This window comes from Streptococcus sp. Z554 (assembly GCF_053010305.1).
This window is the reverse complement of record NZ_JBRKNV010000001.1, coordinates 195,497-210,110: the sequence shown is the minus strand read 5'-3', so window position 1 is coordinate 210,110 and position 14,614 is coordinate 195,497. Positions and strand designations below refer to the sequence as shown.

The 14,614-nt window shown below is 37.7% G+C and carries 16 protein-coding genes; 5 read left to right on the top strand and 11 right to left on the bottom strand.

Translation table 11 applies throughout. The features are described from left to right. Positions 1–2: 2 nt before the first annotated feature. On the bottom strand, positions 3–266 hold the full coding sequence (locus tag ACVC7R_RS01125; protein WP_000146947.1) for a phosphocarrier protein HPr: 264 nt from the start codon (positions 264–266) through the stop codon (positions 3–5). 361 nt (positions 267–627) lie between these two features. Between ACVC7R_RS01125 and nrdH the strand changes: the two genes are divergently transcribed. The 5 genes from nrdH (at position 628) to ACVC7R_RS01100 (ending at position 5,356) form a co-directional block, all read left to right on the top strand. After that, positions 628–846 carry a glutaredoxin-like protein NrdH gene (gene nrdH, locus ACVC7R_RS01120; protein WP_006148571.1) on the top strand — a complete coding sequence of 73 codons (219 nt, stop codon included), beginning with the start codon at positions 628–630 and terminating at the stop codon, positions 844–846. Between the two features lie 69 nt (positions 847–915). Continuing rightward, positions 916–3,075 carry a class 1b ribonucleoside-diphosphate reductase subunit alpha gene (gene nrdE, locus ACVC7R_RS01115; protein WP_447263148.1) on the top strand — a complete coding sequence of 720 codons (2,160 nt, stop codon included), beginning with the start codon at positions 916–918 and terminating at the stop codon, positions 3,073–3,075. Positions 3,076–3,103: 28 nt separating this feature from the next. Further along, positions 3,104–3,475, top strand: coding sequence for a hypothetical protein (locus tag ACVC7R_RS01110; protein ID WP_447263147.1), 372 nt, complete (start codon positions 3,104–3,106; stop codon positions 3,473–3,475). 24 nt (positions 3,476–3,499) lie between these two features. Beyond that, positions 3,500–4,462 (top strand): class 1b ribonucleoside-diphosphate reductase subunit beta, encoded by a 963-nt coding sequence (nrdF, locus tag ACVC7R_RS01105; RefSeq protein WP_447263146.1) that lies wholly within the window; start codon positions 3,500–3,502, stop codon positions 4,460–4,462. Between the two features lie 126 nt (positions 4,463–4,588). Beyond that, positions 4,589–5,356 carry a DeoR/GlpR family DNA-binding transcription regulator gene (locus ACVC7R_RS01100; protein ID WP_447263145.1) on the top strand — a complete coding sequence of 256 codons (768 nt, stop codon included), beginning with the start codon at positions 4,589–4,591 and terminating at the stop codon, positions 5,354–5,356. Positions 5,357–5,413: 57 nt separating this feature from the next. Here the strand turns inward: ACVC7R_RS01100 and lacD are convergent, their stop codons facing one another. From lacD to lepA, 10 genes are all read right to left on the bottom strand, one after another. Then, positions 5,414–6,394, bottom strand: a complete 981-nt coding sequence (gene lacD / locus ACVC7R_RS01095; RefSeq protein ID WP_447263144.1) for a tagatose-bisphosphate aldolase — start codon at positions 6,392–6,394, stop codon at positions 5,414–5,416. A gap of 1 nt (position 6,395) precedes the next feature. Beyond that, positions 6,396–7,325, bottom strand: coding sequence for a tagatose-6-phosphate kinase (locus ACVC7R_RS01090; RefSeq protein ID WP_447263143.1), 930 nt, complete (start codon positions 7,323–7,325; stop codon positions 6,396–6,398). Positions 7,326–7,335: 10 nt separating this feature from the next. Next, entirely contained in the window at positions 7,336–7,851 is a 516-nt protein-coding gene (gene lacB / locus ACVC7R_RS01085) for a galactose-6-phosphate isomerase subunit LacB (RefSeq protein ID WP_001216925.1), read from the bottom strand. 28 nt (positions 7,852–7,879) lie between these two features. Then, positions 7,880–8,305 carry a galactose-6-phosphate isomerase subunit LacA gene (gene lacA, locus ACVC7R_RS01080; protein WP_000029280.1) on the bottom strand — a complete coding sequence of 142 codons (426 nt, stop codon included), beginning with the start codon at positions 8,303–8,305 and terminating at the stop codon, positions 7,880–7,882. A gap of 256 nt (positions 8,306–8,561) precedes the next feature. Then, the gene (locus ACVC7R_RS01075; protein ID WP_447263142.1) at positions 8,562–9,455 is read right to left on the bottom strand and encodes an aldose 1-epimerase family protein; all 894 of its coding nucleotides are present in this window, start codon (positions 9,453–9,455) and stop codon (positions 8,562–8,564) included. Between the two features lie 94 nt (positions 9,456–9,549). Continuing rightward, positions 9,550–11,025 carry a PTS galactitol transporter subunit IIC gene (locus ACVC7R_RS01070; protein ID WP_447263141.1) on the bottom strand — a complete coding sequence of 492 codons (1,476 nt, stop codon included), beginning with the start codon at positions 11,023–11,025 and terminating at the stop codon, positions 9,550–9,552. Positions 11,026–11,073: 48 nt separating this feature from the next. Beyond that, positions 11,074–11,379 carry a PTS sugar transporter subunit IIB gene (locus ACVC7R_RS01065; protein ID WP_006148587.1) on the bottom strand — a complete coding sequence of 102 codons (306 nt, stop codon included), beginning with the start codon at positions 11,377–11,379 and terminating at the stop codon, positions 11,074–11,076. 40 nt (positions 11,380–11,419) lie between these two features. Further along, entirely contained in the window at positions 11,420–11,896 is a 477-nt protein-coding gene (locus ACVC7R_RS01060; protein WP_447263140.1) for a PTS sugar transporter subunit IIA, read from the bottom strand. Positions 11,897–12,081: 185 nt separating this feature from the next. Next, on the bottom strand, positions 12,082–12,693 hold the full coding sequence (locus ACVC7R_RS01055; RefSeq protein WP_447263139.1) for a hypothetical protein: 612 nt from the start codon (positions 12,691–12,693) through the stop codon (positions 12,082–12,084). 73 nt (positions 12,694–12,766) lie between these two features. Next, positions 12,767–14,590 carry a translation elongation factor 4 gene (lepA, locus tag ACVC7R_RS01050; RefSeq protein WP_447263138.1) on the bottom strand — a complete coding sequence of 608 codons (1,824 nt, stop codon included), beginning with the start codon at positions 14,588–14,590 and terminating at the stop codon, positions 12,767–12,769. Positions 14,591–14,614: the final 24 nt, after the last annotated feature.

Genomic DNA, 14,614 nt, shown 5'->3' with positions numbered 1-14,614 from the left:
TCTTATGCCAATCCTTCTTTTTCCATTGTTTCTGAGATTGCAGCGATAGCATCATCAGCATCCGCACCTTCAGCAGAGATTGTAACGTCTGCACCTTGGCCAACACCAAGACTCATAACACCCATGATTGATTTAAGGTTAACTGATTTACCTTTGTACTCAAGAGTGATATCTGAAGCAAATTTGCTAGCTGTTTGTACCAACAATGTTGCTGGACGTGCGTGAATACCTGTTTCTGCCACTACGTGGAAATCTTTAGAAGCCATAATTTGACTCTCCTTTAATTGTTTTCTTTTTGAGTTATATCTGATAACCCTTACAATTTGGTATTATATCACCTTCTGTGATTTTTTTCAAGTGTTTTATGGGATTTCTTCGTTTTCCTTTCAGATAACTTGCTGAAAATCTTCTATTTTATATATCAAAATACATCATGTAGTTTTTTATATTTTTAACATTTAGAAAACGCTGTTATTTATGGGTTTTATTTTTTCGCAAGCACTATATATTGTGTTTAGTCATCTCTCATCTAAAAAAAATCTACAATATTTAGTTTTTCTTCGTTGACAAAGATTTTTTTTCTGATATACTTAAGAAGTAATAAAATTTTGAAAGGGGAGTTACAGAATGGTAACCGTTTATTCTAAAAATAATTGTGTTCAATGTAAAATGACCAAACGATTCTTAGATAGTAACAACATCGCATATCGCGAAATCAATCTTGACGAACAACCTGAATTTATTGAACAAGTTAAAGAGCTAGGCTTCAACGCTGCTCCTATCATCCAAACACCAACTGAAGTTTTCTCTGGTTTCCAACCAGCAAAACTTAAAGAACTTGCTTAAGTATCAGGATTAAAAGCTTCTATGTCAATCTTAGAAGCCTTTCTTTTGTAATGAATTAAAGGAAATTTTATGGGATTAAAACAACTCGAGGATGTAACTTACTTCCGTCTAAATAATGAAATCAACCGTCCTGTTAATGGACAAATCATGCTCCACAAAGATAAAGAAGCCTTGGACGCTTTCTTTAAAGAAAATGTTGTACCAAATTCTATGGTTTTTGATTCTATCAGAGATAAAATTGATTACCTCATCAAACAAGACTATATCGAAACAGCATTTATCAAGAAATATCGTCCAGAATTCTTAGAAGAGCTTTACCAATTTATTAAAGATCAAAATTTCCAATTCAAGTCATTCATGGCAGCATACAAGTTTTACAATCAATATGCCTTGAAAACGAATGACGGGGAATACTATCTTGAGAGTATGGAAGACCGTGTCTTCTTTAACGCTCTTTACTTTGCTGATGGCGATGAAGCTATCGCAACTGATATCGCAAATGAAATCATCCACCAACGCTACCAACCTGCTACACCATCTTTCCTAAACGCAGGACGTGCACGTCGTGGTGAATTGGTATCCTGTTTCTTGATTCAGGTAACAGATGATATGAACTCTATCGGACGTTCTATCAACTCAGCTCTTCAACTTTCACGTATCGGTGGTGGTGTTGGGATTTCCCTCAGCAACCTTCGTGAAGCTGGAGCCCCTATCAAAGGATATGAAGGTGCTGCTTCTGGTGTCGTTCCAGTTATGAAGCTTTTCGAAGATAGCTTCTCTTACTCTAACCAATTGGGTCAACGTCAAGGTGCTGGGGCTGTTTACCTCAACGTCTTCCACCCAGACATTATCGCCTTCCTTTCAACTAAGAAAGAAAATGCGGATGAAAAAGTTCGTGTGAAGACTCTCTCACTTGGTGTTGTGGTACCAGATAAATTCTACGAATTGGCACGTAAGAATGAGGAAATGTACCTCTTCAGTCCTTATTCTGTTGAAAAAGAGTATGGTGTACCTTTTAACTATATTGATATCACTGAAAAATACGATGAATTGGTTTCAAATCCAAACATTCGTAAGACAAAAATCAAAGCTCGTGATTTGGAAACTGAAATTTCTAAATTGCAACAAGAATCAGGTTATCCTTATGTTGTCAACATCGATACTGCTAACCGTGCAAATCCTGTTGATGGTAAGATTATCATGAGTAACTTGTGTTCAGAGATTCTCCAAGTCCAAGAACCAAGTCTTATCAACGATGCGCAAGAATTTGTTCAAATGGGTACTGACGTTTCATGTAACCTTGGTTCAACAAACGTAGTCAACATGATGACTTCACCTGACTTTGGTCGTTCCATTCGTGCAATGGTACGTGCTTTGACCTTCGTTACTGATAGTTCTCACATCGTAGCTGTTCCTACTATCGACCACGGTAACAGTCAAGCTCATACATTTGGACTTGGAGCTATGGGACTTCACAGCTACCTTGCCCAACAATTGATCGAATACGGATCACCTGAGTCTGTTGAGTTCACTAGCATCTACTTCATGCTCATGAACTACTGGACCCTCGTAGAATCAAACAACATCGCGCGTGAACGTGGCGTTACCTTCCACAACTTTGAAAAATCAGATTATGCTAACGGTACCTACTTTGATAAGTACACATCTGGTCAATTTGTTCCAAAATCTGATCGTGTTAAAGAACTCTTTGAAGGTATCTTTATCCCATCTGCAGCTGATTGGGCTGAACTTCGTGATAAAGTTAAAGCTGATGGACTTTACCACCAAAACCGTCTTGCTGTAGCACCAAATGGTTCTATCAGCTACATCAACGACGTATCTGCTTCTATCCACCCAATCACGCAACGTATTGAAGAACGTCAAGAGAAGAAAATCGGTAAGATTTACTATCCTGCAGCTGGATTGTCAACAGACACCATCCCTTACTATACTTCTGCATACGATATGGATATGCGTAAGGTGATCGATGTCTATGCTGCTGCAACTGAGCACGTAGACCAAGGGCTTTCACTTACTCTCTTCATGCGTAGTGATATCCCAACAGGTCTTTACGAATGGAAGAAAGAAAACAAACAAACAACACGTGATTTGTCTATCCTTCGTAACTACGCCTTTAACAAGGGTATCAAGTCGATCTACTACGTTCGTACTTATACAGATGACGGTGGTGAAGTTGGTGCTAACCAATGTGAAAGCTGTGTGATTTAAGTCGAAGTTCATTTTTAAGGTAACAATCATGAAAAACCTAATTTTAGAATCTGCTAAAATTATAAAAGAAGTTAAGTGGGATTATGCTAAAATGGCTCAACTTACAAAATTATGGGGAGGGCCAAAAAAAGCAGCTGCTATACTTATTTCTTTGGGGACTGCTCTAGGTGCAGTAGCAACTATCAGTTTTCAAAAAGTATATAAAAATTTTCTTTCTAAACTTCAAACAAGCAAGAATATAAACACCTCAAACGATGAAATCAATCAACTAATTCAACAAAAAACTGATGATTACTTAGTCGAAGTACAAAAAAGAAAAGAAAACAATCAAAGTACAGATGACATTGATGAGGAATATAACAATTCTATACAACAACTTTTAGATAGCAAACAAAAATGAATATTTCAGAAGGAATTTTATAAAATGGAAACTTACTACAAAGCCATTAACTGGAATGCCATCGAAGATGTCATCGATAAATCAACATGGGAAAAACTAACAGAACAATTTTGGTTGGATACACGTATTCCTTTATCTAATGACTTAGATGACTGGAGAAAGTTATCAAATAAAGAAAAAGACTTAGTAGGAAAAGTCTTTGGTGGTTTGACACTTTTGGATACCATGCAGTCTGAAACCGGGGTTAATGCTCTCCGTGCCGATATTCGCACTCCTCATGAGGAAGCTGTTTTTAACAATATTCAATTTATGGAATCTGTCCATGCTAAATCTTATTCTTCTATTTTCTCAACCTTAAACACCAAGTCTGAGATTGAAGAAATCTTTGAATGGACTGATACAAACCCATATCTTCAGAAAAAGGCACAAATCATCAATGAGATTTACCTTAAGGGAACACCACTTGAAAAGAAAGTAGCTAGTGTATTCCTTGAAACTTTCCTCTTCTACTCTGGTTTCTTCACTCCACTCTACTATCTAGGAAATAACAAGTTGGCTAACGTTGCTGAAATTATCAAACTCATCATTCGTGACGAGTCCGTTCACGGAACCTACATTGGTTATAAATTCCAACTTGGATTCAATGAATTACCTGAAGAAGAGCAAGAAAAATTAAAAGACTGGATGTACGACCTTCTTTACACCCTTTATGAAAATGAAGAAGGTTATACAGAAAGCCTTTATGATGGTGTTGGTTGGACTGAAGAAGTCAAGACTTTCCTTCGCTACAATGCCAATAAAGCACTTATGAATCTAGGACAAGATCCTCTCTTTCCTGACTCAGCTGACGATGTAAACCCAATTGTTATGAATGGAATTTCAACTGGTACATCTAACCACGACTTCTTCTCTCAAGTTGGTAATGGATATCTGCTTGGTGAAGTTGAGGCGATGCAGGACGATGATTATAACTACGGATTAGATTAAATATAAATAAAAGACATCTGAGTTAAAAACAAACACAGATGTTTTTTGTTTTTGTTTATTATTGTTCTTTATGTTGATTAGATGTTTAAAATATGATAAAATAATATTAGATATGGGGGTGATTCAATGCTAAAACAAGAAAAACTTGATATGATTTTAGAGATTGTCAATACCAAAGGTACAATCACTGTTAAAGAGATAATGAATCGTTTAGATATTTCAGATATGACTGCTCGGCGTTATCTTCAAGAGCTAGCTGACAAGGAGCTACTTGTTCGAGTTCATGGAGGTGCCGAAAAGCTTCGTTCTGGTTCTTTTTTTGCAAATGAACGCTCTAACGTCGAAAAACAAGGTTTACAAATCGCCGAAAAACAAGAAATTGCTCGCTTTGCTGGCCATTTAGTTGAAGAAAGAGAAACCATCTTTATCGGTCCTGGGACTACTCTCGAATTCTTTGCTCGCGAACTTCCAATTGATAATATTCGCGTCGTAACAAACAGTCTTCCCGTTTTTATTATTTTGAATGAACGAAAATTGACTGATTTAATTCTAATTGGTGGGAATTATCGAGAAATCACAGGAGCCTTTGTCGGGACCTTAACGCTCCAGGACATTGATAGTCTTCAATTCTCTAAAGCTTTTGTTAGCTGTAATGGAATTAAAGATCAAGCTATTGCTACTTTTAGCGAAGATGAAGGCGAAGTTCAAAAACTAGCATTAAAAAATGCCAATAAAAAAATTCTCTTGGCTGACCATAGTAAATTTGATAAGTTTGATTTTTACACGTTCTGTAATATTGCTGATATCGATACAATTATTTCAGATTCAAAACTTAGCGAAGAAACCCTAAAAGCTCTGTCCAAACAAACAAATATTATTAAATCGATACCTTAAAAAGTCTCACCAATGGTGAGACTTTTTTTATTTTTTATAATGATATCAAACTGGAGTTTACACACGTTCAGTCCATGAAGTTGCTGTAGTTTTAAGAACTTTGTTGAGTTCATCAATGTTCTCAAAACCAGTTGTACGAAGCCATTCGCGAGCTGCTGCTTCACCGTCTTTAATGTATGCTTCGACTGAACCTGCCCATGTTGCGCGTCCACAAAGAACTCCATTGAAGTTTGCACCTGATTCGTGGGCAAATACAAGAGTTTCTTGGAAGAGCTTAGCTGACACACCTGCACTCAAGTAGATGTATGGCAAGTTAGTAGCTTCGTCTTGAGCTTTAAAGAAGTCTGCAGCTTCTTCACGTGTGTGAACGATTTCGCCTTCGCCAAATCCTTCAACGTATTTCACGTTAACTGGAACTTCCACTTTCAAGACATCGATGTTAAAGCGTGGGTCTGAGAAGACCTTCATAGCACCGATAACCTTGCGTGGTTTTACTTTAGAATATTCTGCAGAACCAGCGTCCGCAATCTTTTCATCGTAAGCCAAGATTTCAAGGAAGAATGGAATATCCTCTGCCACACACTCAGAACCAATACGTTCGATATAGGCTTGTTTTTGTTGGTTGAGTTCGTCAGAGCTATCTACGTCATAGTAAAGCAAGAACTTAACAGCATCTGCACCTTGTTCCTTGATACGTTTTGCAGACCAAACATCCAAGCAGTCAGGCAAACGTTTCGTGCTTGTAGTGTCGTATCCAGTTTTTTCATAGGCAAGAAGTAGACCAGCGTTTGGATCAAGAGCTTTTGTAGCTGGAAGTCCGTACTCAGGGTCAAGTAGCATTGATGAAGCATATTTAGTCAATTCATCTGCCACTAATACTTTAAGTTCTTCCATTTGAGCAACTGTTGGCTCTTCTGTTTGGTATTGAGCCATGAGGCGTTTCAAAGCACCACGTTGATCAAAGGCGAGAGCTGAGATGATACCATTCTCATCAGAGAGTTTTTGCATACAAGCGCGTTTATTTTCAGTTAAAACCATTTTATACCTCTTTCACAATTAATTGGTCATAGAGACCTTGATAGTTGGCCATATTGACATGACCGGTCATTTTTTCTTGAGCATTAAGCATACCAAGGACATTTGCCTTGATCAACAGTTCTTGATCCGTTTCTTTATGGAAAAGACCTGAAGCAATACCTGCCACTGTAGAATCGCCAGAACCGACTGGATTTACTACTTGAATTTTTGGAATATCTACTTTGTAAAAAGTGTTACCGTGTTTAGCGAATGCTCCGTTAGCACCTAAGGAAACGATAATCCACTCGATTCCATCAAATAGTGGTTCTTGAAGGACTTCTTTTAATTCATCTAAGTCTTTAGAAATTTCTCTTCCCAAAAGTTGAGATAATTCTTCATTATTTGGTTTGATAACTGTTGGTTTATGTGGAGATTCAAGAACAGCCTGAAGAGCAGCACCTGAACAGTCCAATACAACAGGTTTCCCAGCTTGATTGGCAAATTCAACCAAACTTGCATAGTAATCAACTGGAAGTCCAGCAGGTAGACTTCCTGAAATAGCAACTACTTCAACACTTTCCAAAAGTGCCTTGAAGTGATGAAGAAAATCTTGGCCTTCTTTATCTTGAACCTCAGGGCCTTTTTCAAGAATTTCGGTTTGGTTTTCTCCATGTAGTATTGCGATACAGTTGCGTGTTTCTCCTTGGATTGAGAAGAAACGTTTACTCACTTTATCGTCAATATTTTCTACTAGAAATTCACCAAGCTTACCGCCAACAAGACCAGTAGCAACTACTGAGTCTCCAAATTCTGATAGAACTCGGGTAACGTTTAAACCTTTACCACCAGCCGTTTTAGTAACATCTACAACACGGTTGACAGTGTCAATTTTCAATTCATCCAAAGGATATGAAATATCAATGGATGGGTTCATAGTGACTGTTAAAATCATAAGTCACCTCTTAGTCGTGGTATTCACCACGATCCCATTTTTCAAGGAATTCTGTAAAGAAATTGGCATCCGTTTGATGATCATTATGAGTTTCTACGTGTTGGATTTTAGCGATCAATTTTTTGTTTTCTTCAGATGGTTTGTATTCAGCGTTGATGAACGCTTCAATGATATCACACATGAGCAATTCGCCAGTGATTTTACCACCGAATCCAATTACGTTTGCATTCAATTGTTCTTTAGCATAAAGAGCTGTTGTCATATCACGAACTAAAGCAGAACGAACACCTGGAACTTTGTTAACAGCGTTATTGATACCTACACCTGTACCACAGATACATACACCAAGGTCAGCTTGGCCACTAACTACTGCTTCACCAACTTTTTTACCAAAGATTGGGTAGTGTGTACGAGCGTGGTCATAAGTACCAAAGTCGATGACTTCATGTCCTTTTGATTTCAAAAATTCTGAAACCGCCATTTTTTCATTTGTTACGATGTGGTCACATCCAATTGCAATTCTCATTTTACTTACCTTTCATTTAATATAAAAATTAGCACATTTTGTTCAACATGTCGACCCTAATTTGGTGACGACCTCCGTCGTACTTACCATTTACAAAGCCTTTAGCAATGTTTTTAGCCAATTCGTCCCCAACAAGTTGAGCTCCCATCGTAATCATACGTGAGTTGTTGTGACCACGAGTCATGTAAGCTGAACGTTCATCAGAAACTTCTGCAGCAACCATTCCTTTAATCTTAGTCGCTACCATAAATGGACCTGCACCATAAGCATCGATTACAATACCAAGGTTTTGCTCTTCTTTCTTGACTTCTTCTGCAACTGCAAGAGTTACATCAACGAAGTCTTGACCTTCTGCTGTAACATCCACAACGTGGAAGTTTTCTTTTTCCAAGAAGTCTTTTACAACTTCTTTCAATCTTAAACCTGCAGCATCTGCACCAATAACAATAGACATATTGTATACTCCTTTTTTATTATAGACTAGTAAAAATTTTTGAATTCAGTTAAAATCATCCTTCTAAAAAGTAACTAGTATTTTTTGACAATATTTTGAATTAAGAATGAATACTACTTTCATTCTTAAAGAGTTTTCTTCAGAGAAAAACTAAAATAATAAATTTGTTAAAATAAACACAAATTGTTCTTTATAAACTTAATATACTACTATTAGTTGGAAAAGTCAACATTTTATGTTTGTTTTTGTTTATTTTTTATAAAATTTCAATATCAAATCCAAGCTGATCAAATTCTCCAGGTTTCAGAACTCTAACATCTTTCTTATCTTCCAGTCTATCTCCTTCTTCGAACGATGTAGACAATCCTGACCATGGTTCCAAGGCAATAAAAGGACCCTTATTAAGAGTTGACCATACGATTAAATTTGGAAACTCTTCAAAATCTAGTTTCAAACCTTTATCATGTTTTCGTGAACGCAAAGCTACTGTGCGAGATCCTAACTCATCTAATGTCACAGCATCATAGCTAAAGAAGTCATAATTCAAGTCTAATTCTTTTTGATTTTCTAACCAGCTACTTCTATCTTTAAAATCTAGCATTCCTGTTTCTGGGAATGGTTTGGGAACTGTACAAGTTTCTGGCTTTTCAAATTCAAGATAGTAATCTTCATATACCTCGTCTTCAAGTAATGGACAGTTAAAACCTGGATGTCCACCGATAAAGTATGGCATGCTCTTTTCAGATTCTTTATTATAGATTTTATACTGTGTTCGTACTATTTTACCAGTCACTGTATAAGTAATTTCTAAACGAAAGTGATAAGGATAATTTGCATACATTTCCTCATCATCTTCAATCGCAAATGTGACAGAGTTCTCTGTTTGGTTCACTAATTCAAATTCTTTTTTTCGAACCAATCCATGACGTGGAATTTTACCTTTTACTTGACTACCATCTTCTTGATCATATAGGACAGTATCATTTCTAACCGAGCCACAAATTGGGAATAATACCGGAGCTTGCCCACTCCAATAAGTGGGATCGCCCTGCCACAAATACTCTACACCATCTTTATCCTTTATAGAAGATAGTGCGCCACCTAGAGACTGAAGCTCTACTTGTAAATCATCTGATTTTAATTCAATCACGACTTATACCTCCATTTTTCAAAAAAACTAGGCTGACTGCTCCATAGTGGAAACTGACAACCTAGTTTTTACAATTTACATTTTTAGGAGCAAATTATTTTGAGTTTGCTGCGTATTCTTCGTTACGTTTGATCATTTGTTTTCTGTACCATGCAAAAATACCGATATAGAAAGTAAGGAAGATTACTGCACCAATAATTGCTTTGATATCACCTGTTGTAGTGTTACCAATTGTCCAACCAAGAAGTTTTTCGATTGGTCCTTCAAGTGTTGAGTGAGTGATCAATTGAGTTTGGCTCACACCTTCTGGGAAGGCACCTACACTTTTAGCAAGATCTGTTGCAAATGGTGCGATAAGTGTACCTGAAAGAAGGAAGAGTGGCAACAAGAGTGTTCCGAAGATAATCATACGGAGCAATTTACCACGAGTAACTACCAAGAGAGCTGGAGTTACACCCATTGCGATGATACCAGCAAGTGGCAAGATACCATTTCCGACATTTGAAAGAAGCACTGCTTCAATCAACATGATTGGTGCAAGTACGTTGGCACAAGCCCAGATTTCAGCACGACCAGCTACGAATGGCCAGTCAAGACCGATGTTGAATTTACGTCCTTGAAGACGTTTAGTAGCAACGTTTGTAATACCTTGTGAAAGTGGTTCTACGGCTGCGATAAACCATGAACCGATCAATGAGAAGAGCTCCAAGCAGACACCGGCAGTCAAACCAAGTGACAACCAACCTTTAATAACAAGTTCCCATTTTTCCGCACCTTCTACACCTGCAACTGGATGTGGAGTACCCATCAAACCGATAACGATACCAAGGATGAAACCGATGAAGAATTTAGATCCCCAGAAACCGATTCTCTTGTTCAATTTAGCAGCGTCAAAGTCATATTTATCAAGACCAGGGAAGAACTTATCAAAAATCTTATCCAAAACCATGATAACTGGGTTCATCATGTAGTTCATGTGAGTTGAAGTCATTGGTGATGAACTTGGTGCGTTAAGAAGGTCGTCGAATGTTGGTTTCATCAAATCAGAGTTAATAATTTTAAGAACCCCTACAAGAACAACTGCTGCAGTCGCGATGAAAAGAGAAACCCCTTGACCAACACCACTCTTGTCAGCATACCATTTAATCAAAAGACCTGTGATAGACAAGTGCCAGATATCGAAGATATCAACGTCAAGTGTGTCTGTTTTCTTCATTGCAAGCATTACAATGTTGACAATCAACATAACTAGCAAGAAGTATAGAGTCCATGCAGATCCCCAAGTGATTGTTGCAAGTGGTGCCCAACCAACGTCGGTGATGGTCAATTGAATACCAGTATTTTCAACGAATTTCGCAAGTGAAGCTGAGAAAGCTCCGTTAAGCATTCCGATGATAGCACCGATACCAGTAAGTGCGATGGCTAGTTTGATACCACCTTCAAGTGCTTTAGAGAATTTAACTCCGAAAAGCAAGGCCAATACTGTCAAAATGATCAGCATGATGATTGGGCCACCCATAGCCAAGATTGGTTTAAAGAATTCATTGGCTAAATTGATAATGAAATCCATAATTTTTCCCCCTTTATTATGTGTTATGGAATATTGACAAAATTATAATTAACTTAATCCGTGTTCTTTGATTGCTGCTTCAATATTGTCATAGACTGGAGCGCTCATCGCTGGAATACGGAATAAGATCGGTCCAGCTTCAACAACTGGAATACCAGGATCAAAACCTAAATCAGTAGCAGCGATTGGTGTGAAGATATCATAACCTTTAATCAAGTCTTCGTTGACATCTTTAACCATAACTGCGTCACACTGTACGTCGTATCCACGGTTAGATAGCTCTTCTTCTAGAGCACTTTTAATTTGGTGGCTTGAGTTAACACCTGCACCACATGCAGCAAGAATTTTAATCATTTGGATTTCCTCCATTTTTTAGTTTCTATTTATTAATAAATTAAGCAGTTGCTTCTGAGATATATTGGAACAAAGCTTCAGGCTCTGTTATCTTAGAGAGTGTTTCAAGATGACCGTCACCTGTAAAGAAGTCCATCAATTGAGCAAGAATATTTGTTTGACTTGAACTTGAATTATTGATGATAAAGAAGAGTAATGATACTTCTACTTCCTTGTCAGGAGCAATCATATTGTGGAATGTTACTGGTTTCGCTAAGCGAACCACAACAACGTTTTCAGTTAAATTATGAATCGTGTCTGTGTGAGGGATTGCTACATTCGGCAAGTCCTTCCCAAGAAATTCCATATCTAAACCGGTTGGGAACATTTTTTCACGTTCAATCAATGCCGATCGATAGGTATCCGTAACAACTTTCTTTTCTTCTAATAGGGTTGCAACTTGATCAAATAGTTGCTCTTGATTATCCGCTTCTAGACAAAAGACTAAGTCTTTGCTGAAGAAATGATCTAATCCCATGACCTTCTCCCTTCATATTTAACTTTTATGATACAAGTATATCACTATATGAAACCGTTGTCAATATTTTTTGTTGTATTTTGTTTGATTTTTATATTTTTTGTTTGATTTCAAACAATATTTCATTACACATAGATTTAAGGGATGTAAATAAAAAACAGGATACAAATCCTGTTTTTTGTCTATTAATCTTTTTTTGTAGTCCAACTTTGTTCAATCAAAGGAAGCATATCTTTCAATACTTCAGGTGTTCCTTCTAGAGAAACGTATCTAAACTTACCGTCATCTGACTTAAAGATCCAGATAACTAGATATTTTCCATTTTTAGCAATACAGTTCACAACATAGGCATCATAACCGCCGATTTTTGACTTAGATCCCCAAACTTTAGAGAAATCAGGACTTTCTGATTTAGATTGATAAATACTATTTGAAATTTGAATAGGGTCTACCTTTTCAAGTTCGCTTTCAGAAATACCAAACTGCTCTGCTTTAAATGTATTTAAGGTTACAATATTGATATCCGTTCCATCACAGTACTGAATATCATCACCACCCTCAACTTCCGTAAAATGAATCCATGATTTTGGAACCTTTACATAACCATATGCATCTGATCCAATTACCTGTGTATCTTTTATCGTTGATTCGGCTACAGTTGTTGTATCTTGTGTTGTGGTACTTTCCAGAACTGTTGTTGTTTCTGAAGCTACTTCTTTTTTAGTTTTTGAACTATTACAAGCAGCAAGAGTTAAGCAACACACTAAAAGTGTAGATAAGCTGATGATTTTTTTCATAATCATTCTCCTTTCACTTCTATTCTAATGAAAGAAAAGATAAGTGTCAAAGGATAACTGTATTAGGAAACAATTATTCTTCATCCATACTCAAGACGCTTAAGAAGGCTTCTTGAGGAACTTCTACTGATCCAATTGCTTTCATGCGCTTTTTACCAGCTTTTTGTTTTTCAAGGAGTTTACGTTTACGGGAAACGTCACCACCGTAACATTTAGCAAGGACGTTTTTACGAAGAGCCTTGATATCTGTACGTGCCACAATCTTATGCCCAATAGCTGCCTGAATAGGAACTTCGAACTGTTGACGAGGAATGATTTTCTTGAGTTTATCAACGATGAGTTTCCCACGTTCATAAGCAAAGTCCTTGTGAACGATAAAGCTGAGAGCATCGACCTTGTCTCCATTGAGAAGGATATCCATTTTCACCAGCTTAGATGGACGATACTCTGACAATTCGTAGTCAAAGCTTGCATAGCCACGTGTTGAAGATTTGAGCTTGTCAAAGAAATCAAAGACAATTTCAGCAAGTGGAATTTGATAGATCACATTAACACGATTATCATCGATATAGTCCATTGTCACGAAGTCGCCACGCTTGCGCTGAGCTAGTTCCATAACTGCTCCTACAAATTCCTGTGGAACCATGATTTGTGCTTTAACATAAGGTTCTTCAATCGTGGCAATCTTAGTAGGATCAGGAAACTCGGATGGATTCGATACATCCATAGACTCACCATCAGTCTGATTGACCTTGTAAATAACGGATGGTGCAGTCATAATAAGATCAATATTAAATTCCCGTTCTAGACGCTCCTGGATAACATCCATATGTAGAAGTCCCAGGAAACCACAACGGAAACCAAATCCAAGTGCCTGCGATGTTTCAGGCTCAAACTGTAAACTAGCATCATTGAGTTGCAATTTTTCAAGAGCTTCACGAAGGTCATTGTACTTGTTTGACTCAATTGGGTACAGACCTGCAAAGACCATCGGATTCATTTGTTTGTATCCAGAAAGAGGTTCAGTTGCTGGATTTGTCGCCAAAGTTACGGTGTCACCCACACGGGTATCTTGAACAGTCTTGATTGAGGCTGCAATATAACCAACGTCACCAGTTGCTAGGAAGTCACGTCCTACCGCTTTAGGTGTGAAGATTCCAACTTCTGTCACATCAAAGGTTTTACCATTGCTCATGAGTTTAATCTTATCGCCAGGTTTAACTACCCCATCCATGACACGAACTTGGAGGATAACCCCACGGTAAGCGTCATAAACTGAGTCGAAAATCAAAGCCTTAAGTGGTGCTGATACGTCACCAGTTGGTGCTGGAACTTTTTCGACAATTTGCTCCAAAATATCTTCAATTCCAATTCCAGCTTTTGCTGAAGCTAATACGGCCTCACTAGCATCCAGACCGATGACATCTTCAATTTCTGTACGCACGCGCTCTGGATCTGCAGCAGGCAAGTCAATCTTGTTAATAACTGGAAGGATTTCCAAATCATTGTCCAAAGCCAAGTATACATTTGCAAGTGTTTGAGCCTCAATCCCTTGGGCAGCATCAACGACCAAAATTGCGCCCTCACAGGCCGCTAGAGAACGTGACACTTCATAAGTAAAGTCAACGTGCCCTGGTGTATCAATCAAGTGGAAGATATAGGTCTCACCGTCTTTAGCAGTATAATTTAGTTCAATAGCATTCAGCTTGATGGTAATTCCACGCTCACGTTCTAAGTCCATACTATCTAATAGTTGAGCTTGCATTTCGCGACTAGAAACAGTCTCTGTAGCCTCCAAAATACGGTCTGCTAATGTTGACTTTCCATGGTCAATGTGAGCGATAATCGAGAAGTTACGTATCTTCTCCTGTCGTTTTTTTAGTTCTTCTACGTTCATGATTCTCTTCCTTTCAGGGTATCT